At 67.7% G+C, this 23882-nt stretch carries 24 protein-coding genes, 4 tRNA genes and 1 pseudogene; 17 read left to right on the forward strand and 12 right to left on the reverse strand.

Annotation, left to right across the window (positions count from 1 at the left end; all coding sequences use genetic code 11):
- Positions 1–137: 137 nt before the first annotated feature.
- A complete protein-coding gene (locus tag VIM54_RS14545) occupies positions 138–941 on the reverse strand; it encodes a hypothetical protein (protein WP_331902392.1) in 804 nt (267 codons plus the stop codon).
- 34 nt (positions 942–975) lie between these two features.
- Positions 976–1101 (reverse strand): hypothetical protein, encoded by a 126-nt coding sequence (locus VIM54_RS14550; protein WP_331902394.1) that lies wholly within the window; start codon positions 1099–1101, stop codon positions 976–978.
- Positions 1102–1281: 180 nt separating this feature from the next.
- Between VIM54_RS14550 and VIM54_RS14555 the strand changes: the two genes are divergently transcribed.
- The 7 genes from VIM54_RS14555 to VIM54_RS14585 all read left to right on the forward strand — a co-directional run bounded on the left by VIM54_RS14555 (position 1282) and on the right by VIM54_RS14585 (position 10325).
- Complete coding sequence (locus VIM54_RS14555) at positions 1282–3813, forward strand: glycosyltransferase (RefSeq protein ID WP_331902395.1); 2532 nt, start codon at positions 1282–1284, stop codon at positions 3811–3813.
- A 15-nt stretch (positions 3814–3828) separates the two neighbouring features.
- Positions 3829–4542, forward strand: coding sequence for a response regulator transcription factor (locus tag VIM54_RS14560; protein WP_331902396.1), 714 nt, complete (start codon positions 3829–3831; stop codon positions 4540–4542).
- A complete protein-coding gene (locus tag VIM54_RS14565) occupies positions 4539–5567 on the forward strand; it encodes a HAMP domain-containing sensor histidine kinase (RefSeq protein WP_331902397.1) in 1029 nt (342 codons plus the stop codon). The genes VIM54_RS14560 and VIM54_RS14565 overlap by 4 nt, the downstream gene beginning before the upstream one ends.
- Before the next feature lie 128 nt (positions 5568–5695).
- Positions 5696–7171: a glycosyltransferase family 39 protein gene (locus VIM54_RS14570; RefSeq protein ID WP_331902399.1), complete on the forward strand. Its 1476-nt coding sequence runs from the start codon at positions 5696–5698 to the stop codon at positions 7169–7171.
- A 94-nt stretch (positions 7172–7265) separates the two neighbouring features.
- On the forward strand, positions 7266–8144 hold the full coding sequence (locus VIM54_RS14575) for an ATP-binding cassette domain-containing protein (RefSeq protein WP_331902401.1): 879 nt from the start codon (positions 7266–7268) through the stop codon (positions 8142–8144).
- Positions 8145–8146: 2 nt separating this feature from the next.
- Positions 8147–9364, forward strand: a complete 1218-nt coding sequence (locus VIM54_RS14580) for an ABC transporter permease (RefSeq protein ID WP_331902403.1) — start codon at positions 8147–8149, stop codon at positions 9362–9364.
- 10 nt (positions 9365–9374) lie between these two features.
- On the forward strand, positions 9375–10325 hold the full coding sequence (locus VIM54_RS14585; RefSeq protein ID WP_331902405.1) for an NADP-dependent oxidoreductase: 951 nt from the start codon (positions 9375–9377) through the stop codon (positions 10323–10325).
- On the opposite strand, the gene VIM54_RS14590 is transcribed toward VIM54_RS14585, so the two are convergent.
- The 5 genes from VIM54_RS14590 to VIM54_RS14610 form a co-directional block, all read right to left on the reverse strand.
- The gene (locus VIM54_RS14590) at positions 10322–10651 is read right to left on the reverse strand and encodes a hypothetical protein (RefSeq protein ID WP_331902407.1); all 330 of its coding nucleotides are present in this window, start codon (positions 10649–10651) and stop codon (positions 10322–10324) included. The genes VIM54_RS14585 and VIM54_RS14590 overlap by 4 nt on opposite strands.
- 45 nt (positions 10652–10696) lie before the next feature.
- Complete coding sequence (locus VIM54_RS14595) at positions 10697–10993, reverse strand: antibiotic biosynthesis monooxygenase (protein ID WP_331902409.1); 297 nt, start codon at positions 10991–10993, stop codon at positions 10697–10699.
- 409 nt (positions 10994–11402) lie between these two features.
- A tRNA-Val gene (locus VIM54_RS14600) sits at positions 11403–11474 on the reverse strand.
- A gap of 41 nt (positions 11475–11515) precedes the next feature.
- Positions 11516–11586 (reverse strand) — tRNA-Cys (locus VIM54_RS14605).
- Positions 11587–11639: 53 nt separating this feature from the next.
- Positions 11640–11711: transfer RNA gene (locus VIM54_RS14610), tRNA-Gly, on the reverse strand.
- A 166-nt stretch (positions 11712–11877) separates the two neighbouring features.
- On the opposite strand from VIM54_RS14610, the gene VIM54_RS14615 reads away from it, so the two are divergent.
- The 4 genes and pseudogenes from VIM54_RS14615 (at position 11878) to VIM54_RS14630 (ending at position 12709) form a co-directional block, all read left to right on the forward strand.
- Positions 11878–11950 (forward strand) — tRNA-Val (locus VIM54_RS14615).
- Positions 11951–12002: 52 nt separating this feature from the next.
- Positions 12003–12197, forward strand: a complete 195-nt coding sequence (locus tag VIM54_RS14620) for a hypothetical protein (protein ID WP_331902410.1) — start codon at positions 12003–12005, stop codon at positions 12195–12197.
- 97 nt (positions 12198–12294) lie between these two features.
- Positions 12295–12390, forward strand: a pseudogene (locus tag VIM54_RS14625) (alpha/beta hydrolase); the annotation flags it as partial.
- A gap of 88 nt (positions 12391–12478) precedes the next feature.
- On the forward strand, positions 12479–12709 hold the full coding sequence (locus tag VIM54_RS14630) for an alpha/beta hydrolase (RefSeq protein ID WP_331902411.1): 231 nt from the start codon (positions 12479–12481) through the stop codon (positions 12707–12709).
- On the opposite strand, the gene VIM54_RS14635 is transcribed toward VIM54_RS14630, so the two are convergent.
- The 3 genes from VIM54_RS14635 to VIM54_RS14645 form a co-directional block, all read right to left on the reverse strand.
- The gene (locus tag VIM54_RS14635; protein ID WP_331902412.1) at positions 12699–13448 is read right to left on the reverse strand and encodes a DUF2071 domain-containing protein; all 750 of its coding nucleotides are present in this window, start codon (positions 13446–13448) and stop codon (positions 12699–12701) included. The two genes, VIM54_RS14630 and VIM54_RS14635, sit on opposite strands and share 11 nt — an antisense overlap.
- Positions 13449–13457: 9 nt before the next feature.
- Positions 13458–14537, reverse strand: a complete 1080-nt coding sequence (locus VIM54_RS14640; protein WP_331902414.1) for a hypothetical protein — start codon at positions 14535–14537, stop codon at positions 13458–13460.
- 116 nt (positions 14538–14653) lie between these two features.
- Complete coding sequence (locus VIM54_RS14645; RefSeq protein ID WP_331902416.1) at positions 14654–15925, reverse strand: ammonium transporter; 1272 nt, start codon at positions 15923–15925, stop codon at positions 14654–14656.
- 267 nt (positions 15926–16192) lie between these two features.
- Between VIM54_RS14645 and VIM54_RS14650 the strand changes: the two genes are divergently transcribed.
- The gene (locus VIM54_RS14650) at positions 16193–17335 is read left to right on the forward strand and encodes a Na+/H+ antiporter NhaA (RefSeq protein WP_331902418.1); all 1143 of its coding nucleotides are present in this window, start codon (positions 16193–16195) and stop codon (positions 17333–17335) included.
- A 78-nt stretch (positions 17336–17413) separates the two neighbouring features.
- On the opposite strand, the gene zapE is transcribed toward VIM54_RS14650, so the two are convergent.
- Positions 17414–18448 carry a cell division protein ZapE gene (gene zapE, locus VIM54_RS14655; RefSeq protein WP_331902420.1) on the reverse strand — a complete coding sequence of 345 codons (1035 nt, stop codon included), beginning with the start codon at positions 18446–18448 and terminating at the stop codon, positions 17414–17416.
- 172 nt (positions 18449–18620) lie between these two features.
- Here zapE and VIM54_RS14660 point away from each other — a divergent pair, with 172 nt between their 5' ends.
- The 3 genes from VIM54_RS14660 (at position 18621) to VIM54_RS14670 (ending at position 20764) form a co-directional block, all read left to right on the forward strand.
- A complete protein-coding gene (locus VIM54_RS14660; RefSeq protein ID WP_331902421.1) occupies positions 18621–19523 on the forward strand; it encodes a sulfurtransferase in 903 nt (300 codons plus the stop codon).
- An 81-nt stretch (positions 19524–19604) separates the two neighbouring features.
- Positions 19605–20045, forward strand: coding sequence for a SufE family protein (locus VIM54_RS14665; protein WP_331902422.1), 441 nt, complete (start codon positions 19605–19607; stop codon positions 20043–20045).
- Positions 20042–20764 carry a dihydrofolate reductase family protein gene (locus VIM54_RS14670; RefSeq protein ID WP_331902423.1) on the forward strand — a complete coding sequence of 241 codons (723 nt, stop codon included), beginning with the start codon at positions 20042–20044 and terminating at the stop codon, positions 20762–20764. The genes VIM54_RS14665 and VIM54_RS14670 overlap by 4 nt, the downstream gene beginning before the upstream one ends.
- A 7-nt stretch (positions 20765–20771) precedes the next feature.
- Here VIM54_RS14670 and VIM54_RS14675 read toward each other — a convergent pair whose 3' ends face one another.
- Positions 20772–21974 carry an alpha/beta hydrolase family protein gene (locus VIM54_RS14675; protein ID WP_331902425.1) on the reverse strand — a complete coding sequence of 401 codons (1203 nt, stop codon included), beginning with the start codon at positions 21972–21974 and terminating at the stop codon, positions 20772–20774.
- Between the two features lie 22 nt (positions 21975–21996).
- Between VIM54_RS14675 and VIM54_RS14680 the strand changes: the two genes are divergently transcribed.
- Complete coding sequence (locus VIM54_RS14680) at positions 21997–22593, forward strand: DUF3000 domain-containing protein (RefSeq protein WP_331902426.1); 597 nt, start codon at positions 21997–21999, stop codon at positions 22591–22593.
- Between the two features lie 34 nt (positions 22594–22627).
- Positions 22628–23842 (forward strand): HRDC domain-containing protein, encoded by a 1215-nt coding sequence (locus tag VIM54_RS14685; protein ID WP_414673230.1) that lies wholly within the window; start codon positions 22628–22630, stop codon positions 23840–23842.
- Positions 23843–23882 lie beyond the last annotated feature (40 nt).

A 23882-nucleotide genomic window follows, 5' to 3' on the forward strand; every position in this document is an offset into this window, starting at 1 on the left:
GCAGGATCCGGTCGTCGAGATGGACGTAAAGTGTGGTCAGGAGGGTGTTGAGGTCGGTTTTCACACACAGGGTTTAACACCCTCCGCCAACGATTAACAGCCTCCACGCGGCCAAGCCCCGATTAGGACTCACTCATCTAGTCGGCCCGCAACCCCGGTCGCGCTGCAAGGCCGGGCTCGGGAGTGCCAGGCACCCTCTCGTTCTTCGCGACACTGAGGAAGCCCACGAGTCCAACGATCAGGACCCCGAGAGCGGCACTCACCGGGCCCGTCCCCCAGCCCAGGCCACCCCGCCAGTGCGGCAACCCCACCCAATCCGCGAGTGAGGCACCGAGGGGCCGGGTGACGATGTAGGCGAACCAGAATGTCACCACCGGGTTCGCCCGCCTGGACCAGTGCGCAACCGCGGGGACGGCGATCACCAGGAGGAAGAGTGCGCCAGACGCGAGATAGCCGAGGTTCAGCGTCGTGGCGGTGAGGTCCCCCACCGCCGTACCGAGCGCGAAGGTCGCGAGCACCGTCGCCCAGTAGAACGCCTCCCGGCGTCGGCTGGCGATGCTGTGGATGGACAACGTCCCTTCCACGAGAAACCAGACCAGCAGGATGCCGGCGAGAGCGACGGCGAACACCCCGGTCGAGATCAGGTACGGCACTCCCAGCCCGATGTGAAGCACATCGGCGGCCATGGTGCCGAACACACTCACCATCACCACGGCGAGCCAGTACGCCCACGGGATGTACCGGCGAACCGTTAACTGGATCACGAGCGCGATGCCCAGCCCCAGCGCGCCGCAGGCGACGGCGATCACCGGGTCGATGAGTCGGACGAGGTAGTCCGAGGTCGTCTCCCCCATGCCGGTGGAGGCGATCTTGATGGCCCAGAAGATCGCCGTCACCTCGGGCACCTTGCGCATCACGCCGCCCGAGACACCGCCGATCACCTCCGCGCCCCACACCTCGGTGTGCCGGTGCGACTCACTCGTTCACGTCGAGGCCGAGCCGATCGCCGGCCTCCGAGAGCAGCACGACGGCGCCCCATCCGACGATGGCCACGAGGCCCACCACGAGCAGGGAGACCACGGCCACAGTGATCCACGCCATGAAGACACCTCCGTCAGTACAGTTCTGGGCCGAGGACATGGCCCGAGATCCACGCTCCGCCTCGGCAACAAAGAAACGACTAAGAATCACGACTTCGTATAAGATTTCTTAGAGATTTCTTAGCGCCTGAACGAAAAAATTCAGGGGCGGCAAGCCTGTCCACGACCTGAGGAGCGCTCGATGCGACTATCCCTGCGACGAGCCTCGCGATGGGTGCGTAGGGCAGCGCGCGCCGTGCGCTTCGAAACCGTCGCGTTCTGGAGGTCCCGCCCCATCCTCCCGGGAACCGTGCTCTACGAGTCGTTCGCCGGCAACGGGGCACTGTGCAATCCCGAGGCGATCTTCCGCGAACTTCTCCAGGCCACCGACCAGGTTCACTTGAGGCACATCTGGGTGCTCGACGGCACCGACCGACACCGACGAATTCGACACGAGTTCGCCGCCGACGACCGGGTGAGCTTTGTCGAGTACCGATCGGCCGCCTACTTCAAGGCCCTCTCCACGAGCCAGTACCTCATCAACAATGCGACGTTCCCGCCCGAGTTCAGCAAGCGGGCGGGCCAGGTCTACCTCAACACCTGGCACGGAACACCGCTGAAGAAGATGGGCTACGACATGCCCAACGGGGCATTCGATTCGGCCAACACCCTGCGCAACTTCGTGCAGGCGGACTTCTTGCTCGCCCAGAATTCCTTCATGGCCGAACGGATGTATGCCGGGGCCTACAGGCTCAAGGGGCTGTACCGGGGAACCATCATCGAGGAGGGCTATCCGCGTCTCGACCGGCAGGTGCTCAATCAGGACCAGTTCCTCGCCGGGCGTGCGCGTCTCGCGTCCGACGGCATCGACCTCGGCAATCGAAGCATCGTGCTGTTCGCCCCGACCTGGAAGGGCGACTCCTTCTCCTCCCCCGCCGACGACGTGCAGGAACTCGTGGACTTCGTGGCCGACCTTCAGGCCCGCCTCGGCGAAGACCGTTACACCGTTCTGCTCAAGACCCACCAGGTCGTGCACCAGTTCGCCCGCAACGACCCGCGGCTGCGCAGGATTCTCGTGTCGAACGAAATCCCCACCAACGTCGTTCTCGGGCTCAGCGGGTCCCTCATCACTGACTACTCGTCGATCTTCTTCGACTTCCTCGCCACCGGCCGACCGATCGTCTTCTACACGCCGGATATGACCGACTACTCGAGCACACGCGGCACCTACTATCCGCCCGCCGAGTGGCCGGGTCCGCTCTGTTCGACGCCGGAAGAGGTCGCCGCGGCGATCGCCGGACTCGCCAGCGACGACGCCGGCCGCCCCGGTCCCCCTGAGCCGTATGGAGCCTGGCGGGAACGATTCACCGCGCACGACGACGGCAACGCCTCTCGACGAGTCGTGGACATCGTCTTCCGGGGACTCCGCGACGGCTACAACCTCACGAGCATCGAGCAGAATCCGCGCACCTCGATCCTGCTCCACCTCGGCGGCATGCGTTCAAACGGGATCACGACGTCCGCCCTCAACCTTCTCGGCGCGATCGATCACGACAGGTTCGACGTCTCCGCGGTATTCGCCAGACCGCGGGGTGAGCAGCAGCGCGAGAACCAGGCGCGGATCGACCCGCGGGTTCGGCAGTTCCCACGATTGGGCGGCATGAACGGCAGCAAGATCCTGCATCTCAGGCGCCGGATGGCCGAGCGCCTCCGCACGGCCGTGCACCGGTCGACCTCCGGACAGAACAAGCTGTGGGACGACGAGTGGATGCGCTGCTTCGGGGACAGCAGATTCGACGTCGTGGCCGACTTCAGCGGCTACACCAGTTTCTGGGCGACTCTGCTGCTGCACGCACCGAAGGCCCGGCGGTCCATCTGGCTGCACAACGACATGGCGGCGGAGACCCACCGGGTGATCAGGGGACGCAAGCGCATGCAGCACTCGCTCCCGGCCGTGTTCGACCTGTACCGGGAGTTCGACTCGCTGGTGTCCGTCTCGGCGAGTCTCAGCGACGTCAACCGGCGGCACCTCGCATCCTTCGGCATCGACGACAAGAAGTTCACCTCGGCCCGCAACCTCCTCGACGCAGAGCACGTGCTGAGCGGTGCCGGCCGGGACCTCAGGACCCTCGCGGACTTCCCGCGCGATCCAGACACCGATGCGGTCCTGGTGCCGGAGTGGGTCGACGGTCTGCTGGCAGACGATGGCACGAAGTGGTTCATCACGGTCGGGCGATACTCGACCGAGAAGAACCAGGACCGGCTGCTTCGCGCCTTTGCGATCGTTCATGCGGCCCATCCGCTCGCCCGGCTGCTGCTGGTGGGCTACGGTCCGTTGCGCCATCACCTCGAGCGGCAGATCCACCATCTCGGCCTGCGCGGAGCCGCCTGGGTGACCGGGCCGTACAGCAACCCGTTCCCGATCATGGCCGCCGCAGACTGTTTCGTGCTCTCGAGCAACTACGAGGGGCAGCCGATGGTAATCCTCGAGGCGGCCATCCTCGGCCTGCCCGTCGTGTCGGTCGACTTCGACTCGGTGCGCGACGCCCTCCCCAACCGTTCGGTGCACGTCGTGGCCATGGATGACGAGGCGCTCGCCGTGGGAATGTTCGACTATCTGCGCGGCGAGGTCCCGCACGCGACGATCGACATCGGCAGCTACAACCGGGCGGCGGTCGACGAGTTCTACCGGGCGACCGGGTCGTCCGTCGAAAGAGGGGCCGCGCAGCGCTAGCCTGTTCTGAGGCTCGTGCCTCGATCCGGATTGGCTGATGCGGAGACCGTGATGGCGAAGATCGCGCAAGAAGCGAAACCCCGGCTGCTGCTGATCGAAGACGACCCGCAACTTGGACCGTTAATCGCTCAGGTGCTCGCGGACGCCTACGAGGTCACCCTCGTCGCGGACGGGGTGCTCGGCGTGGAGGCGGCCCTCGCCGCCGACTTCGACGTGATGATCGTCGACCGGCGGCTGCCGTCGCTCGACGGCCTCGGCGTGATCGAGACCCTTCGCGGCAAGCGGGTGACCACCCCGATGCTGATGCTCACCGCGCTCGGCACCGTCGGCGACAAGGTGAGGGGCCTCGACGCCGGGGCGAACGACTACCTCGTGAAACCATTCGAGTTCGACGAGCTTCTCGCGCGACTTCGGGCGCTTCGTCGGGTGTTCACGGGCGAGGGCGCCGTCGTCTCGATCGGGCAGTGGGAGTTCTACCCGGAGAGTCGGGCCATCTACTCGCCATACAACGGCCGGATCCTGCTGACCTCCCGCGAGACGACCCTGCTGCAACTGCTTGCCGAAAATCCGCAGCGCACCTTCAGCCGCCACCAGATCCTGCGCGCCGTCTTCGGCAGCGACGACAACCCGGGCACTGTGGACACCTACGTGCACTACCTTCGGCGCAAGACGGACGTGGCCATCGTCACGACGGTGCGGGGCCAGGGCTACCGGCTGGGCCAACTGTGAGCGCCAACGAGGGGACTGACCGGGCCGACGACAGGCTCACCGACAGCGACGCCGATGCCGTGCGGAGAGCCTCCCGGCGGGTCGGCTGGCAGATCACGTTCGCCACTGCTGTCGTGGTGTTCGCGGCGATCGGCGCGGTCTTTCTCTTCGTGCTCTCGAGGGTCAGGCCCGGCGAGCTGTTCGAGCTCGTGCCAGACCACAACAACATAAAGATCAGTGCCGACGACTTCCTCCTCGTCGCGCTCGTGCTGGGCGCCGTCGGCGTCGTGCTGGCCGGGGTGCTCAGCTGGATCATCGCCCGACGGGCCGTGCGCCCCCTCGGGGACGCCCTTCGAATCCAGCGGGCGTTCATCGCCGACGCCAGCCACGAGTTGCGCACCCCGCTGACAGTGCTCGACGCACGCCTGCAGGTGCTTCAGCGCGGACTGGCCGCAGACGACCCGTCGTCGCCCGTTGTCGCGGAGCTGCGTCGGGACGCGAGATCGCTCATGGATGTGGTCAACGATCTGCTCGAGGCGGCCGAGGCGGCCAGCGGCCGCGGAAGCGGCACGATTCCCGAGAATCTCACGGCCATCGCCGAGCTCGCCGTGGAGTCGATGCGAGTGATCGGCCAGGCTCGCAACGTGCGGATCGACCTCGATGCCCCCGGGCCACTGTTCAGCCGCCTGCCCGCGGTGAGCGCCCACCGGTGTCTCGTCGCCCTGCTCGACAACGCCCTGCGCTACTCACCGGACGGCTCGGTGGTGACGGTGACACTGCGCGGCACCAGGAACAGGGTCACCCTCGAAGTGAAAGACCAGGGGCCAGGCATCCAGGGCATCTCGCCCGACCGCGTCTTCGACCGGTTCGCCAAGTCGGGCGACGCCACGGGCGGCGGCGGCACCACACGTACGGGATTCGGCATAGGTCTGGCGCTCGTGCGCGACATCGCGGTGAGCCACGGTGGAACCGTGTCCGTCAAGGAAACCTCGACGAACGGCACGGTTGTCGTTCTCACCATCCCGCGGGCGAGCGAACGAGGCTGACGCTCGATTCTTCGCCGTTTCTTGGCGGGATGTTCATGAGATTGTCTGGCGAGGTTCCCTCGGTACGAAAGGCACGGATGAATCACCGTTCGACGGTTGCAGCACGGTTACCGCGAGGCTTCGGCTGGGTGGCCGCCGCGCTCGGGGTCGCCGCCACCCTGCTGTCCGCCGCCGGTTCGTGGATCCCGTCGCTGTGGGGAGACGAGGCGGCGAGTCTGCTCTCCGCCCAACGGCCGCTCCCGAGCCTCTTTGTCATGCTCGGCCACGTGGACGCCGTTCACGGCGCGTACTATCTGCTGCTGCTCGGGTGGATTCGCCTCGTCGGCACTTCGCCCTTCGCCTTGCGGCTTCCCAGCGCGATCGCCGTCGGGCTCGCGGTCGCGGCGGTCACCCTGATCGCGGCGCGCCTTCGCTCGCCCCGCCTCGCGATCGCCGCGGGAATCATCTGCTGCATCATCCCCCGGGTGACCTACATGGGCGAGGAGGCCAGGTCGTATGCGGCGAGCGCCGCCATCGCGGCGTGGCTCACCTACCTCCTGGTCGAGCTCGTGCGGCGGCGACATCCGCCCGCCTGGCTCTGGGTCGCCTACGGGGCCCTCCTCGCCGCCGGCGTGTACCTGTTCCTCTACCTCGGCCTCCTGGTACTGGCCCACGGCATCGTGCTCGGAGCCTCACGTGTCGGACGGGCCACCATGGCACGCTGGGTGGTCGCGTGCGTCGGCGCGCTGCTCGCCGTCTCCCCCCTTCTCTTCTGGGCGATCGACGAGCGTCGACAGATCGCCTACCTCGCCTCCCGCACCGAGGTGAGCTTCGGCACGCTCACCGTGAGCCTCTGGTTCGGCAGCGCAGAATTCGCTGCGGTCGCGTGGCTTCTCATCCTCGTGGCCCTCGCCGTGCCGCTCGTTGCCCGCCTCCGCCGGCGCGATCGCCCGAGCCGACCCGTTCCCCACGTGCCGAGCCTGGAGCTCGTCGCGGCGACCTGGCTGTTCGTGCCGTCGCTGATCCTCGTGACCAGCCAGTTCTTCGTCGCCGACTTCACCGCCCGCTACCTCTCGTACTGCGCTCCGGCCGCCGCCCTGCTGATCGTGTGCGGAGTGGATCGCGTGGCTTCGCGACGTGGCTGGGCGGTCGCCGCCGCCATCGCGGTCGTCGTGGGCCTGGCGGTTCCCGCGTACCTTGCTCAGCGCGGGCCGTATTCCAAGAACGACAGCGACTGGTCGAACATCAGCGCGACCCTCGGCACTCGGGCGCACGCGGGAGACGCGGTGGCCTTCGACGAGAGCGTGCGGCCGTCCAGACGACCCCGGCTCGCGCTCCGCACCTACCGCGCCGGGTTCACGGGTCTCGACGACGTGATGCTCGAGACCCCGTACTACCGCAACACGTCGTGGCCCGATCGCGCATACAGCCTCGCCAAGACCGCGAGTCTCGGCCGCCTCGCCACCGTCGACAGGCTGTGGCTCGTCGAATACGCGACGCCGACCCACGTCGACGCGTACGGCATCGACACCCTCCGTGGACTGGGATTCACGCGCGCCGCCGAGTACCGCACCCACCGGAGCGTCATCTACCTCTTCACTCGGCAGCCGAACGCCGGCTCGTGACTTTTGTCACTTCGGCGTGCCTCGTGCTGAGGTTAGTGTCGTAGGCATGGAACAAGCCGCTGCTGAGCCCCTCGTCCACATCCAGAACTTTCGAATGGATTTCGGCAGCACGACGGTGGTGAAAGACCTGTCGTTCGACATCAACCGCGGAGAGACCTTCGGCTTCCTCGGCTCGAACGGGTCGGGCAAGACCACGACCATCCGTGCCCTGCTCGGCATCTACCAGCCCACCGGCGGCATGCTGCACATCAACGGCCAGCCGTTCTCCCCGGAGAACGGCGATCGGCTCGGCTACCTGCCCGAGGAGCGCGGACTGTACAAGAAGGAGTCCGTGATCGACGTGATGACCTACTTCGGCCGGCTCAAGGGCCTGAGCAAGCGCGACGCCGCCGCCTGGTCGCACCGCTACCTCGAGAGGGTCGCTCTGCCAGACAAGGCGAAGCTCAGGCTCGACAAGCTCTCCGGCGGGGAGCAGCAGAAGGTGCAGCTCGGGGTGACGATCATGAACGACCCGGAGCTCCTCATCCTCGACGAACCGACCAAGGGCTTCGATCCGGTGAACCGCCGCCTGCTCATGGACATCATCGACGACCAGAAGAAGGCGGGCGCCACCGTGCTCATGGTCACCCACCAGATGGAAGAGGTGGAGCGACTGTGCGACCGGGTGATCCTGCTCAAGAACGGACAGGCCGAGGCGTATGGCAGCATTCCCGACGTGCAGGACCAGTACGGGGGAATCATGATTCGGCTCACCTACTCCGGCGACATCCCGGAATCACCGCACTACGAGGCGAGCCTGCGTGACCGCAACTACGCCGAGCTCACCGTGATCGGCACGGTGGACGAGGCCGTGATCCTCCGCGAACTGGTCGACGCGGGCGTGCTCGTGCGCAGTTTCACCACCACCCGGCTGAGCCTCGACGACATCTTCGTCAAGGTCTACGGCGACGAGAACGAACTGGTAGGGGCATAGTCATGGCACGGCACAATCTCGGCACCGTCGTCTCCTTCGAGGTGACGCGCAACCTCACCAAGCGCCGGTTCTGGATCTCCACGCTCATCGTGCCCGTCATCTTCGGAATCGTGATCGCCCTCGTTGTGCTGTCGAACACGGCGACCGACAAGAGCGTGAACTCGCAGAAGAACGCCAAGCTCACCTTCAGCTACAGTGACGCCTCCGGCTACATCGACCCGGCCATCGTCGCCTCATTCGGCGGAACTCCCGCGGCGGACCCGAAGGCCGCCATTGCCGACGTCAAGTCCGGCGCACTCGACGCCTACTTCGCCTACCCGGCGAACCCCACCACGCAGACGACAAAGGTCTACGGCGTCGACGAGGGGATCTTCCAGAACGGCAAGTACTCCTCGGTGGCCACCGCTCTCCTCGTGGCGAGCGCCGAGACGAAGATCGGCGACGCGAAGCTCGCGACCCTCGCCCAGGGCAGTGTGCCGGTCCAGTCGACCACCTACAAGGACGGCGTGGAGGCGGGCGGCATCGGCGGCGTCATCCCTCCCCTGCTCTTCCTGGCGATCTTCTACATCGTGATCCTTCTGCTCGGCAACCAGATGCTCACGTCGACCCTCGAGGAGAAGGAGGACCGGGTGAGCGAGATGATCCTCACCACCCTCAACCCGACCACCCTCGTGGTGGGCAAGGTGATCTCCCTCTTCATCGTGGGCCTCGTGCAGATGATCGTGTTCACCCTGCCGATCATCATCGGCTACGTGTTCTTCCGCACCGCCCTAAGCCTGCCGGAGCTCGACCTCTCCTCTCTCAACATCAATCCGTGGCAGATGCTCGTCGGCGCGTTACTGCTCGCCGGCGGCTTCACCCTGTTCACGGGCACCCTCGTCGCGGTCGGCGCGATCATGCCGACGGCGAAGGAGGCCGGGCAGGTCTTCGGCATCATGATGGCCCTCATCTTCGTGCCGTTCTACGCCGTGACGCTGGTGGTCTCCGACCCGCACGCGTTCATCGTGCAGTTGTTCACCTACTTCCCGTATAGCGCGCCGGTCACCGCCATGCTGCGGAACGGATTCGGCTCCCTGAGCCCGCTCGAGGCGACGATCGTGATCGTGGAGCAGTTCGCGCTCGGCATCATCGTTCTGCGCCTTGCCGTGCGCCTCTTCCGCTATGGATCCATCGAGTACTCCAAGAAGGTCTCGCTCAAGACCGCCTTCGCCCGCTCGTAGGCCCGAAGACATGGCAGTGGTCGTGCAGTATTCCCGGTTCGGCGGGCCCGAGGTCCTCGAGGTGGTCGAGGTTCCGACCCCGTCGGCTCCCCCCGACGGCGTCGTGGTGGAGGTTCGGTCGGCCGGAGTGAACCCGATCGATTCGAAGCTGCGCTCCGGACTGCGGTCGAGCCCTCCCCTGACCGGGCCGAGGCGGGTCGGATCGGATGCCGCGGGAGTCGTCATAAAGACCGGTGCGCAGGTCGGCGGGTGGTCGGTGGGAGACGAGGTGATCGTTCGTGGGGCGGATGGCGCTTATGCCAGCCACGTGGTCGCCTACCCGCGCCAGCTGGTCGCCAAACCGAAGACGCTCTCCTGGGAGCAGGCGGCCGCGATCGGCGTGCCGGCCGGTACCGCGTTCCAGGTTCTCACCTCGCTTGGAGTCACCAGGGGCGATACCCTCCTCATCCACGGCGGCTCCGGCGCGGTCGGGCAGGCGGCCGTGCAGTTCGCCCACGCCTGGGGGGCCACGGTCGTCGCCACTGCGAGTGTCGCCAACCACGCCAGGCTCGTCGAACTGGGCGCCATCCCCATCGCGTACGGTCCGGGGCTCGCCGATCGGGTGCGGGCGGTCTCGCCTCAGGGCATCGACGTCGCCCTGGACGCCGCGGGCACCACCGAGGCGATCGAGACCTCGCTCGAACTCGTCGCTGACCACAACCGGATCGGCACCATCGTGCTCGGGGCGAAGGCCGCCGAGCTGGGTATCCGGGCCTGGGCCGGGGGACGCCCGGTGCCGCTCACCGCTCACGAACAGGCGCTGCGCCGCGAGGCCATCGACGCGGTGGCCGAACTCGTTCGCCGAGGCGAGTGTGAAATCGAGATCTCCCGACGGCTGCCGCTCAGCGCGGCGGCCGAGGCACAGCGCGAGAGCGAGTCCGGTCACGTGCGTGGCAAGATCGTGCTCCTGCCCGGGGCCTAATCCCGTTCCACGTGCTGCGGCACCGAATGCGTCGGCGGAACCGACCGTCCGCCCTCGTGGCCCCGCCTGGACGCCACCTGGTGCTGCGCGGTGGACGCGGCGAGGAATGTGGCCCAGACGGCAGCCACGGCATCCTCCTGGCGCAGGAAATAGCCGATCAGGTGCCGCCGCTCGGAGGCCTTGTCCCACGTGACTGCACGAAACCAGACGTCGGGCCTCACGCCGAACTCGAGACGCCGCACGACGCCAATGGGCGGGATCTGCGCCGGATACCGCACGATCCACTCGACCGGCACGGCCATGCGCACCGGGTGCCACTCGGCCACCTTGCTCCTTGTCGTTCGGAGCAGCCGGCCCTGCAAGATCTCAGATTACTTGACGGCGATGACCTCGACGAGCCTGATGTCCGGATCCTTCGCGAGCAGCTCCGCGCCGTGCTCGCCGAGCGCGGCGGGAATCGCCCCGCCCAGGTGCGCCTGCCGACCCTCTTCCGTCTCGAACGTGTCGAAGATCCCGAAGGTGTTCTCGTTCACGCGGAAGCCGTACCACGTCTTTGTCTCCGGCTCGTTCATCACTATGTCGCGGGCGCCGCTCACAAACTCCCACACGTTCTGCTCTTTGCCGGGCTTCGCCTCGACGAGCGCCAACACTCCGAATTTCAGTGCCATTTCGGTCTCCTTAGTGACCTCTGGATCGGCCGGACACCGGTCGTGAGTCGAGTCTAGGAACGCGCCGTCGGCACTCGTCGGGCACAAAGGCCCCGTCTCGCTCCTGCCGGGGCGAGCGTCGTCGTCGCCTGACGCTCCATCGTGCCGAGGACTGTAGCGCCGCCAACCGGCATGCTCGTCTAGCCCTAACCCGAAGGCTTTCAGACGGCGAGTCGGCGGTGCCACAGCTGGTATCGGTTCCCTGCTACCCCCAGTATGCGCCCGTCTTCGTCGAGATGCACTCAGCTTCTCGACATCGATACGGGAGGTTGGCGCGGTACGGCGCCCGTCCGACAACCGGCGAGACGGTTACACCGCGACGGGCATCCTCGTTAACGGAAAAACCCCCGGATTACCGGGGGTTTCCGTGTGAGCGATACTGGGATCGAACCAGCGACCTCTTCCGTGTCAGGGAAGCGCGCTACCGCTGCGCCAATCGCTCAAGCTTCTTCTTCTATTCTATCTCCGCGCGGTTTATCTTCGAGGTGGCGACGGGATTTGAACCCGTGTGGACGGCTTTGCAGGCCGCTGCCTCGCCTCTCGGCCACGCCACCATGTGTGGGTCCCCATACTGCCCTAATATTCAGCCACCATGGAACTTCACTCGAGCGGATGACGAGATTCGAACTCGCGACCCTCACCTTGGCAAGGTGATGCGCTACCACTGCGCCACATCCGCACTGCACGCATTCCTGCGTGCTTGGAAGACTCTATCTGATGCTGCGGGAGAGAGCCAATCCAGATTGGAGTGTGTCGCCGAACCGAGGCCATTTCGGTCACATTCCGGGGCTGCGGGGGGTCGTGTTTCTGAACAGGCCCGCGGATATGGCAGGATTGTGCACGGCGGGCGATTGGCGCAGTTGGTAGCGCGCTTCCTTCACACGGAAGAGGTCATCGGTTCGAGTCCGGTATCGCCCACAACACGGTCCCCTGCGGTGGCGGCTGAGGTCCCACCCCTCCAGGGAGCGCTATGCAGAGCCTCGTCGGCCGGCTGCTGCCGCTCGAGATCACGCTGCGCGGGTCGAAGCGACGGTTCAGTTCTGCGGAACTCACCCGCCGCCAGATCCCCCGGTTGCAACTGAATCCGGCGAGGTTCGCTGCCCCGCAGCGCCTGTTCCGTGGTCTTGACGTGACGGTGCGCACCACATCGGGCTGGCCGGTCTAGGAGATCGCCCCTCGCGGAACCGCCTCGCGACGTCGGCGCCGAGAGCACGAGCATCATCGGCGACTCGGCCAGCGGAGGAACGGCGCTCGCCGTTGCCATGCAGCTGCGGGATCGTGGGGCGCCCGGGATGCGCGCCACCGTGCTGATCTCGCCCTGGCTCGACATCAGCGGCACCGACCCGGCCCTCGCGGTCATCGCGCCGCGCGACCCGTGGCTAGCCGTTCCGGGTCCCCACGCGGCGGGCGAGATCTACCGCGGCGAGTTGTCCGAGAGCGATCCCGATGGTGAGCCCGATCCACGGCGACCTCGCCGGGCTCGGCCCCGTCACGATGTTCAGCGGAACCCGCGACATCCTGAATGCGGATGTCCGACGGCTCGTCCGGCTGGCGGGCCCGGCCGGGTTGACCGTGAAGTACCACGAGCAGCCCGAAATGATCCACGTGTACGCTCTGCTGCCGATCCCCGAAGCGAAGACGGCCCGCGCCACGATTCGCGCGGTCATCACGCGCTGAGCACCGTCGGCTCTGCCGGCTCGACCTCCGGACCGCTGAACTGGGTGAGAACGCCCGGCGAGTAGAGCACGGAATCCGGTGGCCGGGAGGATATGCCCGGCAGACCGCTCGCAGTGAGCAACTCGTCGTGCAGCGACACCAGTTCGGCCACGAAGAGCGGCCACGGCGGATGCCGGTTGGCTATCACGAGCGTGCGGCAGCCGCGCCGCACGAAGAGCCGCCACCGGGCGGTCAGAAAATCGGCGAGCGGATCGTCCAGGACACGCACGTCGGATGGTCGGCTCACTACCCGCGAGGCCGGCGCCTTCCGCGAGTGCCGGCGACTCGAATATCGCAGCTCGTCGCCGACGCGGTCGAAGGTGGCCGCCGCCCAGAAGTACGGGATCGAGAAGGCGGCTCGCGCGCCGAGCACGGCCGCCAGCCGGGACGCCTCGAGCGAGGTGAACACCACACCGCGGCGCCCCTGCACGTCGACCGCGTAGAGGCGTACGTTCACCTCGGTGAACTCGCCGAAGTAGGGCACCGGCGGGCCGCCGAGCGCGGCCGTGCTGGCCATCCGGAACGGGATGAGGCCCACCCAGGAGCTGCCGTCGAAGACGTCGGGCACGACGCCGGCGGGCAGGAGCGGCGCGACGAGGGCGGCATCCACCCGCCAGTGGATGAAGGTGAGGTCGGCCCAGAACTGTTCGAGGATCGCCCGGCCGGGCAGGGCGGGTGCGGTCTGCGAGATGGGCTCCACCCGCCAAGACTAAGCCTGGCGGCCGCCGGCCTCGCCGCGCTGGGTTTCGGGAGCCCGCGACTTGCCGATCCGGCGCAGCAGGGCCCAGAGGATCGCGCAGGCGGCGAACGACCAGGCGGCGGCCGCAATCACCGCCAGCGCCTGCCCCATCAGCACCTCGGGCTGGCCGGTGTAGATGAAGCTCACGTCGGTGGCGAGGCCTCCGACCAGCACGAGGCCGATCCCCCCGCCCACGCCCAGCGTCGGCAGGAGGGTGGCGGATCCGCGTCGCGGAAGCAGTAGGCACACCGCCCCGCTCAGGGCGGCCACCACCACGCCGAGGGCCGGTTCGAGGTTCGCGCACGCCGGGGTCGCGGCCGCCAGCCCGCCGACCACACCCGTCACGAGACCGAGCGGGGTGTTCGCGCGATCCCGCACCCTCTCGACCAGGGCGCCCGCGAGAGCCCCAGCCAGTGGCATCAGGATGGCGTTGAGCAGGATGACCGGCGTATGGGAGTCGATGGCCAGCTCGAGACCGACGAGCCAACCCAACCAGGCGGCCCACATGGCAAGCGTCGGCCAGAGCACCCGCCACCACGATTCGAGCGGTGCGGCGACCGGTGCGGCGACTCGCGCCTCCGCCGGCCGCTCGATCCACAACACGGCGACCCCACCGCCGCCCGCCGCCACGAGCGCCGGCAGTGCCGCGCCGAGGTCGATGAAACCGAGGCCGGTGCCGAAGGGGTCGAACCAGGTGCCGAACACCGTCGCGAGCGCCGGAAGCGCGACGAAAAGGGTCGCGAGGGCGGCGAAGACCAGCACGGGCAGGGAGCGAGCCGACGCACGCCGGGCCGGCGAGGTCACGACCACGGCAAAGAATGCCCCGAGCGCCGCGATCGGGGCGGTGAACAGGGGCGCGACCCCGGGCGGCCGCAGGACGACGAGCACGAGCCCCACGGCGGCGCCGATCGCCGCGATCACGGCGACACCCGACCAGAGTCCGCGTGAACTCCGGCCGACCAGGCGATTCTGCACGACCGTGAAGAAGACCCCCGACGCGAGAATGGCGGCCGCACCGATCACGCTCAGCCAGACGCTGGTTGCGGTCATGGCATCCTCCCGTGGCCGGCGCCCTTGATCGTCACCGGCCCAGTCTCACACGGCCCGTCACGCAGCGAGGGGTGCCGCCCCGGAAGGACGACACCCCGCGTGCTGTGATTCTGGCGTTACGCCGATTCGAGCGCGTAGCCCTCTTCGCCGTGGACGATGGTGTCGACTCCGGCGACCTCGTCCTCGTTCGTGATGCGGAAGCCCATCGTCTTCTGGATGGTCCAGCCGATCGCGTAGGCCAGCACGAAGGAGTAGATGCCGATGCCGAACCCGGCGACGGCCTGCACCCCGAGCTGCTTGAAGCTGCCCGTGTCGATGAGGCCGATTCCGCTGCCGAAGATGCCGATGTAGAGCGTGCCGAGCAGACCGCCGACGAGGTGGATGCCGACGACGTCGAGCGAGTCATCGAACCCGAGCTTGAACTTGAGGTCGATCGCGAAGGCACACACCGCACCGGCAAGCAGTCCAAGAACGATTGCCCAACCCGGGGTCAGGATGTTGCAGGCTGGGGTGATGGCGACGAGACCGGCGACGGCGCCCGATGCGGCACCGATCGAGGTCGGCTTGCCGTCCTTGATCTTCTCCACGATGAGCCAGCCGAGGATCGCGGCGGCGGGCGCCGCGAGCGTGTTGATCCAGGCGATCGCGGCGACGCCGTCGACCGCGGCCTCGGAACCGGAGTTGAAGCCGAACCAGCCGAACCACAGCAGCGCCGCGCCGAGCAGGGTGAGGGGCACGTTGTGCGGCTTGGACAGACCCTTCTTGAAGCCGACCCGCTTGCCGAGCACGAGGGCGAGGGCCAGACCGGCCGCACCGGCGTTGATGTGCACCGCGGTACCGCCGGCGAAGTCGTTCACGCCGAGGATGTGGGGCGCCCAGCCGTCGGTGAGGTTGAACACCCAGTAAGCGACCGGGAAGTACACGAGGGTCGCCCAGACACCGGCGAACACCATCCAGGCCCCGAACTTGGCGCGGTCGGCGATCGCGCCGGAGATGAGGGCCACGGTGATGATGGCGAACGTGGCCTGGAATCCGGCAAAGGCGAGACCGTTGAGGTCGGCCGTCATTGCGCCGCCCTTTCCGATGCCGACGAGCTTGCCGAGACCGAAGAGACTGGACGGGTTTCCGAGCCAGCCGGAGATGAGCGGTGGGCCGAAGGAGAGGCCGTAGCCGTAGAGCACCCAGAGCACACCGATGAGACCCATGGCGCCGAAGCTCATCATCATCATGCTGATGACGCTCTTCGCCCGCACCATGCCGCCGTAGAAGAAGGCGACCCCGGGGGTCATGATCAGGACGAGGGCTGCGGCCACGAGGAGCCACAGGGAGTTCAAGTTGAGCGTGATGCCGTCGGTAGTGGCATTCGTAAGGACCGACAATGCGACCATGGGTTGGGGTTGCCTCTCTCTATTTCACAGGGCTCCCGTGGGCTTCTGCTCTCGATCGACTCAACGGGCCGCCGATCCGATCCGCCTCGGGATGGGGCTAGTTTGGCGGGCAGACATTTCCGCAGCGCTGTCTCCGTGTTTCACTCCTGTTACGCCCGAGGCGTGAATGTAAACATCGTGTTTCGCGATTCCGTGGATCCGCCTCGCAATCGCGTCCGGGCGGGCCGGATGTCCCCCATAGACTCGAAGTGAGTCGAGTGGGGGCCAATGAAAATCCTGAGAAGCGAGCGCTACGCGGCCTTCCTGCTCCTCGGCGCTGCAGTTCTCGGGGTGATTCTGGCGAACACCGCCTGGGGGCCCGCGCTTCAGAACGCCAAGGACTTCCACCTCGACATCCCCTGGCTCGGACTCAATCTCACGGTCGGTGACTGGGAGAAAGACGGACTGCTCGCCGTCTTCTTCTTCATCGCCGCGATCGAACTGAGGCACGAACTCGCCCACGGCGAACTGAACAGCGCGCGTAAGGCTCTGGTCCCCACGGTCGCGGCGGTGGGCGGCGTGATAGTGCCGGCCATCATCTTCCTGCTCTTCGTGCGCGACCCGGCGCTGTCTGTCGGCTGGCCGATCCCCACCGCCACCGACATCGCCTTCGCCCTCGGAGCGCTCGCCCTCGTCGGCCGCGCCCTCCCCTCCCGGGTGCGCGCGCTGCTGCTCGCGCTTGCCGTGATCGACGACCTGATCGCGATCATCATCATCGCGGCCTTCTTCACGAGCGACCTGCAGCCGATTCCGCTGCTCGTGTCCGTTCCCGTCGTGCTTCTCTTCGGCTGGCTGAGCGCCCGGGCGCGCTCGGCACCGATCGTCGCGCTGCTCATCGTACTGGGGATCGCCGCGTGGGTGCTCGTGCACCTGTCGGGCATCCACGCGACGATCGCGGGCGTCGCCCTGGGGCTCATCATGGCGGGGAAGAGTGCAGGCAAGGCCCGCCACGCCCTCGAACCCGTAAGCAACGGCTTCATCCTGCCGGTCTTCGCGTTTGCGGCGGCGCTCGTCGCGCTGCCCGCGGTGGGCATCACCGAACTGAGCCCCGTGTTCTGGGCGATCGTCGTCGCCCTCCCCGTTGGCAAGCTCATCGGCATCACCGGCGGGGCGGTGATCGCCAGCGCCCTTGCCGGTCGCGGGGGCCAGAAGGGCATCCCGCTCGGAGACATCGTGGCGGTGGCCGGCCTCGGCGGCATCGGATTCACCGTGTCCCTGCTCATGAACGAGCTCGCATACGCCCACGACCACGAGATCGCCGTGCAGGGCACGCTGGCCGTGCTCGTCGCCTCGGTGATCGCGGCCGTGATCGGCGTCTCACTCACAGCGGCGCGCTCTCGTCACTACCGTTCCGGGCGAACCACCGCCTGACGCCGGTCGCAGTTTTCCCGCCGCACCGCGCGCTCTCCCCCGCCGCGAGGCTTCCTGCGCTGCCGCGGTGTCGGATCGCTAGATGTGCCCGGCGGTGAGGGCGATGAGTCGCGAGGTCGCGCGCAGGTACTTCTTGCGGTAACCGCCGGCCAGCATCTCTTCCGGGAAGATCTCGTCGAGCGGTGTTCCGGTGGCGATGATGCGTACCTGGGCGTCGTAGAGGCGGTCGACGAAGGCGACGAACCTGAGGGCATCCGTCTGGTTGGCGAGCACGTGCACGTCCGTGAGGGCGATCCCGTCGAGTCCGTCGACGAGCTTGAAATAGCGGGACGGATGCACGGAGGCGAGGTGCCTCACGGCATCGTCGAAGCTGTCGACGGTGATCTCGCCCTCCACGCCGGCGATCGCCGCGTCGAGGTCGCCCTCGGCGACCGTGGCGGCGTGCCCCTCGAAGTGACGGCGGCGGTAATCGAGGCCGTCGATGCGGAGGGTGGTGAAGCGCGCAGCGAGGGCGTCGATCTCGCGCAGGAAGTCCTGCGCGGCGAACCGGCCCTCGCCGAGGGCGTTCGGCGGGGTGTTCGATGTCGCGGCGATCCTGGATCCGGATGCCACCAGGTCGGACAGCAGCCGCGACATCAGGCGCGTGTCTCCCGGGTCGTCGAGTTCGAACTCGTCGATGCAGACGATTGAGGCGCCCTTGAGCAGGGCCACCGTGGGCGCGTAGCCGAGTGCGCCGACGAGCGCGGTGTACTCGATGAAAGTTCCGAAGTACTTGCGGCCAGGAATCAGGTGCCACAAGGCGGCGAGCAGATGGGTCTTGCCCACGCCGAAACCACCGTCGAGGTAGACCCCCGGGAGGGCGGCCGGTGCACGGCGACGGGAGAAGAGGCCGCTCGATTTTCCGGAATCCGAGTGCGCGAAGTTGCGGATGGCGGCGACCGCCGCCCCCTGCGACGGAAAGTCGCGATCGGGCCGGTAGGAGTCGAGCGTGGCCGACTGGAACTGCCGCGGCGGAACGAGTTGCTCGACGATCTCGGTGCCGCTGAGAGTCGGCTGACGATCCAGCAGACTCTCCGGATTCGACAGTCCGAGGAAACTCCGGTCAGCGCTCACTCGTCCCTCGCCCTTGCCTTGAAGATCCGGTCCGCGAATATGTGTCGAACTCTTACGGGGGGCCACCTGGAGCCTCGCGCAGTGCGTAGATTCGTTACGGGTACTTCTCAAGCCTAGCTGCCCGCAAACACGCATACCGTCGCCCGCATCAGGCGTCAACTGGAGGTTCTTCATGACCGTCGAGGTTGATTCATCCGCGAAATTCGCCGAGTACGCCCACCCGGAGCGGCTCGTGAGCACCGAGTGGCTCCAAGCGCGGCTCGGCACCCCCGGCCTCGTCGTCGTCGAATCGGACGAAGACGTGCTGCTCTACGAGACCGGACACATTCCCGGCTCGGTCAAGATCGACTGGCATACCGACCTCAACGACCCGGTGGAACGCGACTACATCAACGGCGAACAGTTCGCGAAACTTGTCGGTTCGAAGGGCATCGCCCGCGATACGACCGTCGTGATCTACGGCGACAAGAACAACTGGTGGGCCGCCTATGCACTGTGGGTGTTCACCCTGTTCGGCCACGAGGACGTGCGGCTTCTCGACGGCGGCCGCGCAAAGTGGGAGGCGGAGGGCCGCGACTATACGACGGATGCCCCGGCCATCGCCCCCGTGGACTACCCGGTCGTCGAGCGCGACGACGCGGCCATCCGCGCCTTCAAGGACGACGTGCTCGCCCACTTCGGCCGCCCGCTCATCGACGTGCGTTCCGTGGAGGAGTACACCGGGCAGCGCACCACCATGCCGGCCTACCCCGAGGAGGGCGCCCTGCGCGCCGGCCACATCCCCACCGCACAGAATGTGCCGTGGGCGAAGGCCGTGGCCGAGGACGGCGGCTTCAAGCCGCTCGCCGAGCTCAACTCCATCTACCGCGACGGCGCCGGGCTGAGGGACGGCGATGATGTGATCGCCTACTGCCGCATCGGCGAGCGGTCGAGCCATACCTGGTTCGTGCTCACCCACCTGCTCGGCTTCGAAGGGGTGCGCAACTACGACGGATCATGGACCGAGTGGGGTTCCGCCGTGCGCGTGCCGATCCTCAAGGGCACGGAGCCGGGAGCGGTACCCGCCGGTCGATAGTCGGGTCGGTCGGGGGCGGCCGCGGCGACCCCGAACCCTGACCACGCGGCGCGGGATACTGCGGTGCGATACTGGAGAGCCATGACAGAACGCGATCTCCCCGACTCTCTCACCCAGATCCAGGACGACTTTCTCGAACTCGACCAGCGCGATCGGCTCGTGCTGCTGCTGGAGTTCGCCAACGAACTGCCCGAGCTTCCGCCGCGCTACGCGGAGCACCCCGACCTGTTCGAGCGGGTGGATGAGTGCCAGTCGCCCGTCTACATCTTCGTGGAGGTGGACGACGACCGGATCGTGCACCTGTTCGCGACGGCGCCCAAGGAGGCTCCGACCACTCGCGGATTCGCATCCATCCTCGCGCAGGGCCTCAGCGGCCTCACTGTTGAGCAGGTGCTCGACGTGCCGGACGACTTCCCGAACACGATCGGGCTCACCGAGGCGGTCAGCCCCCTCCGCATCCGCGGCATGACGGCGATGCTCCGGCGCACCAAGCGACAGATCCGGGAGAAGATCGCCGCGTGATCCTCACGCGCGTCTTCCCCGGACCCGGCGAACCGATCGACACGGACGGGGCGGATGCGCGGGCGCGCCTCGCGGACCTCTACGAACCCGGCGCCGAACGCTGGCTGCGACTCAACCTCGTGGCGAGCGTCGACGGCAGCGCGGCGGGCGCCGACGGCACCTCGGAGTCCCTGAGCAATCGCGCGGACCGCAAGATTCTCGGCGTGATCCGTCGCCACAGCCAGGTCGTGCTGGTCGGCGCGGCGAGCGTTCGTGCGGAGGGCTACCAGCTCCCGCGCACCGTGCCGCTCGCCGTGGTGACGGGCAGCGGCGATCTCACCGGCCATCGCATCTCGCCGGAACTCGCGCCCGATCGACTGATCGTCCTGTGCCCGGCGAGTGCCGAACTCGCCGTTCGGGAGTCCCTGGGCGGCATCGCTGCCCGCATCGTCACGATCCGGGATGTCGACGGGCAGCTCGCGGCGACATCCATCGTCGGCTCGCTGAGGACTCTGGGCTTCGACCGGATCGTCTGCGAGGGCGGCCCGACACTCGCTGCGCAGCTTCTCGATGCGGAGCTCGTGGACGAGCTCTGCCTCTCGACGAGCCCGAGGATCGGCGCCGGCCGGCTGCGGCTGCTGGGTGACCGCGCGATCGACGAGAGGCCCGTCGAGCTGCGACAGCTGATGGTCGACGACGACGGCGGGCTCTACGCGCGCTGGTTCCTGCCCGGACGCTGAATCCCGGTCAGTCGCCGGACGGGGCGGCGAGCGGCGCGGTGGCGAGCCAACGAGCGATCGCGGCGTTCCACCGCGGCGGGTCGTAGTTCCACAGCTTGGTGTGGTGCGCCCCGCTGAACGACTCGAAGGTCACGATGTCCGGCCTCGCCTCGGCGAGGGCTCGAGACGCGGTCGGCGGGATGAACCCGTCGTCGTCGCTGTGCATGAGCAGGATCGGCAGGTCGAGTTCGTCGGACCGCCGAACAAAGTCGAGCCGGCGGATGTCGATCGCGGCGCCCTGCCCGGTGAGGCGCCTCGCCCACTCGGCGCCGATGAGGGAGATCACGCCCGACCGCACCGGCACGGGCAGCCGCAGAAGCTGGCCCTGGAAGCGGAGGGCCGTGACCCAGTCCACGACCGGAGAGTCGAGCACGAGACCGCGCACGACTCCCGCGAGACCGGACCGGGTGACCGCCTGCAGCACCGTCGCCCCGCCCATCGACCAGCCCATGAGCACGACATCCGTTGCCCCGTGGTCGACGGCGTACTGGATCGCGGCCTCCACGTCGCGCCATTCGGTGTCGCCGAGCCCGTAGCGACCGTCGAGGCTCGGCGGCGCCTCGCCATCGTTGCGGTAGGAGATGAGCAGCGAGGTGTAGCCCGCGTCGCGGAACACCGGGATCGCGCGGATCGTCTCGGCGCGACGCACGGCGCGCCCGTGCACCTGGATCACCCAGCGGGTGCTCGGCTCGGCGGCCGGCACGAGCCAGGCCGGTGCCGGTCCGAACTCCGTCGCGATCTCCACGTTCTCGAACGGCACCCCCAGTTCGGCCGGGGTCAGGAAGAACCAGCCGTTGATCCGCCCGCGCGTTGCCTTCGTCAGGTCGCCGGAATCGACTGAGATCACCCGGCGGGTGACCGTGTGCCCCGACCGGCGGATGATCTCGCCGAGCTTGGCGTGGCCGGCTCCCGCCGCGAACCAGAAGCTGTATTCGCCGGGCAGCAGGGCAACCGGCGTGTCATTGAGGGTGATCGTTCCGGCCTCGAGGTCCACCGACAGCACCGAGACATCCTCCGGCCGGCGTCGCGGCGGCGTCACCACCGTGCGGGCGACCACCACCGTGAGCACGCTCGACGCGACGGCGGCGAGGCTCACCACGGCTCCTACGGCCAGCAGGCTCGCGGTCAACCAGGGGAAGCCCCGGACGGCGTGCCTTCGAGAATCTGCCACAGTCGAACTTTAGTCTTCAGTCGTGCCCGAAAAACCCGCAGGACAATCGGTGCCGGCCGCCTTCGCCGCCGCGCTCCACTCTGTTCGCCGCGCCCGGCTGCGCTCCGAGCTCACCCTCACCGAGATCCCCGCCCCGGGCAGCCTCGCGCCATACAGCATCGCGCTCGCGGCCGACGTGACGCCCGCGCGTCACGAGGCCGACTCCGACCTCGGCACCGGCCGGTTCATCCTGCTCTACGACCCGAGCGAGCCCGAAGCGTGGGGCGGTCCCTTCCGCATCGTCTGCTTCGCCCAGGCACCGCTCGAGACAGACATCGGACTCGACCCGTTCCTCGCCGACGTCGCGTGGTCCTGGCTCGTGGATGCGCTCGATGCCCGGGGTGCCAAGTACTTGGCGGCGTCCGGCACCGCAACCAAGATCCTCTCCACCGGTTACGGCGAGCTCGCCAGCCAGGGCGACGGTGCCCAGATCGAGCTCCGGGCCTCCTGGACCCCCCTCGACCACGACATCACCGCACATGTGGAAGGCTGGGGTGAGTTGTTGTGCATGCTGGCGGGCCTCCCGCCAGCCGTCGAAGGAGTCAGTTTGTTAGCGGCGCGTCGAGCTGCACGTGAGTGACACGGAACACGACCCGACCCCACCAGACGCCGTGGTGGTCGAACAGGCCGCCCATGTACTCGTCTCCGCGATCGAATCTCGCGAGGAATACCTGCGCGCAGTCGAGACGATCGCGGCCGGGCACGGGCCGATCGCCATCGATGCGGAGCGGGCATCCGGGTTCCGGTACTCGCAGCGCGCGTACCTGATCCAGGTGTTCCGCCGCGGGGCAGGGGTGTTCCTCTTCGACCCGCCGGCCATCGGCCACTTCGCCGAGCTCAACGACGTGATCGCCGCCGAGGAGTGGGTGCTGCACGCGGCAAGCCAGGACCTCGCCTGCCTGCGCGAGGTCGGCCTCGACCCCACGCACATCTTCGACACCGAGCTCGGTGCCCGCCTCGCCGGACTGCCCCGGGTGGGACTCGGCACGGTCGTGGACGAGTTGCTCGGCATCCACCTCGCCAAGGAGCACTCGGCCGCCGACTGGTCGACACGGCCGCTCCCCCAATCCTGGCTCGTCTACGCCGCTCTCGACGTCGAACTTCTCGTCGACCTCCGGGATGCCATGGCCGGCCTGCTCGACGAGGCGGGCAAGACCGCGATCGCCGCCCAGGAATTCGCCGCGGTGCTCACCCGAGAGGCCAAGCCGTCCAAGGGCGAGGGCTGGCGCCGCCTCTCCGGACTGCACACCGTGCGGGGTCCGCGCAACCTCGCCGTCGCCAGGGAACTCTGGGAGGCGCGCGACGCGTTCGCCAGGGAGACCGACATCGCTCCCGGGCGGCTCGTGCCGGACTCGTCGCTAATCGCGGCCGCGAAGGCCATGCCCGAGTCAAAGCAGGCCCTCGCTGCAATGCGGGAATTCAACGGCCGGGCCAGCCGATCCGAACTGTCCCGCTGGTGGGCGGCCATCGAGACGGGTCGCACCACCGAAGATCTCCCCGCCCTTCGGGTGCCAGGCGAGACGATGCCGCCGCCCAGGATCTGGTCGGATCGCAACCCGGAGGCCGACAAGCGTCTCAAGACCGCCCGCGCCGCCGTGACCGAGGCATCGACCGACCTCAGCATCCCCGTCGAAAACCTTCTCACCCCCGAACTGCTGCGCCGCCTCGCTTGGGCTCCGCCGTCGCCCCTGGACCTCGCCGCCGTGCAGGACCGGCTCGTGGACCTCGGAGCTCGCTCCTGGCAAATTGACGCAATCGCACAGGTAGTTCTCGATGCCTTTGTCGAAGCCAACCAAACGCCTCTCCAGACTGACGAATCGGATTCGTAGGAACAAGCAAACGATTCCTGTCGAAAAATCGGCCAGCCTA

It is taken from the genome of Lacisediminihabitans sp. (genome assembly GCF_036569425.1).
In the GTDB taxonomy this organism is placed as follows: Bacteria; Actinomycetota; Actinomycetes; order Actinomycetales; family Microbacteriaceae; genus Lacisediminihabitans.

What these genes read in the sequence shown, in the direction of transcription:
- VIM54_RS14650 (WP_331902418.1), top strand. Translation starts at nt 16,193, where the DNA reads ATGAAAATCCTGAGAAGCGAGCGCTACGCGGCCTTCCTGCTCCTCGGC.
- VIM54_RS14640 (WP_331902414.1), bottom strand. Translation starts at nt 14,537, where the DNA reads ATGACCGCAACCAGCGTCTGGCTGAGCGTGATCGGTGCGGCCGCCATT.
- VIM54_RS14665 (WP_331902422.1), top strand. Translation starts at nt 19,605, where the DNA reads ATGACAGAACGCGATCTCCCCGACTCTCTCACCCAGATCCAGGACGAC.
- VIM54_RS14585 (WP_331902405.1), top strand. Translation starts at nt 9,375, where the DNA reads ATGGCAGTGGTCGTGCAGTATTCCCGGTTCGGCGGGCCCGAGGTCCTC.
- VIM54_RS14580 (WP_331902403.1), top strand. Translation starts at nt 8,147, where the DNA reads ATGGCACGGCACAATCTCGGCACCGTCGTCTCCTTCGAGGTGACGCGC.
- VIM54_RS14620 (WP_331902410.1), top strand. Translation starts at nt 12,003, where the DNA reads ATGCAGAGCCTCGTCGGCCGGCTGCTGCCGCTCGAGATCACGCTGCGC.
- VIM54_RS14645 (WP_331902416.1), bottom strand. Translation starts at nt 15,925, where the DNA reads ATGGTCGCATTGTCGGTCCTTACGAATGCCACTACCGACGGCATCACG.
- VIM54_RS14575 (WP_331902401.1), top strand. Translation starts at nt 7,266, where the DNA reads ATGGATTTCGGCAGCACGACGGTGGTGAAAGACCTGTCGTTCGACATC.
- VIM54_RS14595 (WP_331902409.1), bottom strand. Translation starts at nt 10,993, where the DNA reads ATGGCACTGAAATTCGGAGTGTTGGCGCTCGTCGAGGCGAAGCCCGGC.
- VIM54_RS14630 (WP_331902411.1), top strand. Translation starts at nt 12,479, where the DNA reads ATGGTGAGCCCGATCCACGGCGACCTCGCCGGGCTCGGCCCCGTCACG.
- VIM54_RS14550 (WP_331902394.1), bottom strand. Translation starts at nt 1,101, where the DNA reads ATGGCGTGGATCACTGTGGCCGTGGTCTCCCTGCTCGTGGTGGGCCTC.
- VIM54_RS14660 (WP_331902421.1), top strand. Translation starts at nt 18,621, where the DNA reads ATGACCGTCGAGGTTGATTCATCCGCGAAATTCGCCGAGTACGCCCAC.
- VIM54_RS14555 (WP_331902395.1), top strand. Translation starts at nt 1,282, where the DNA reads ATGCGACTATCCCTGCGACGAGCCTCGCGATGGGTGCGTAGGGCAGCG.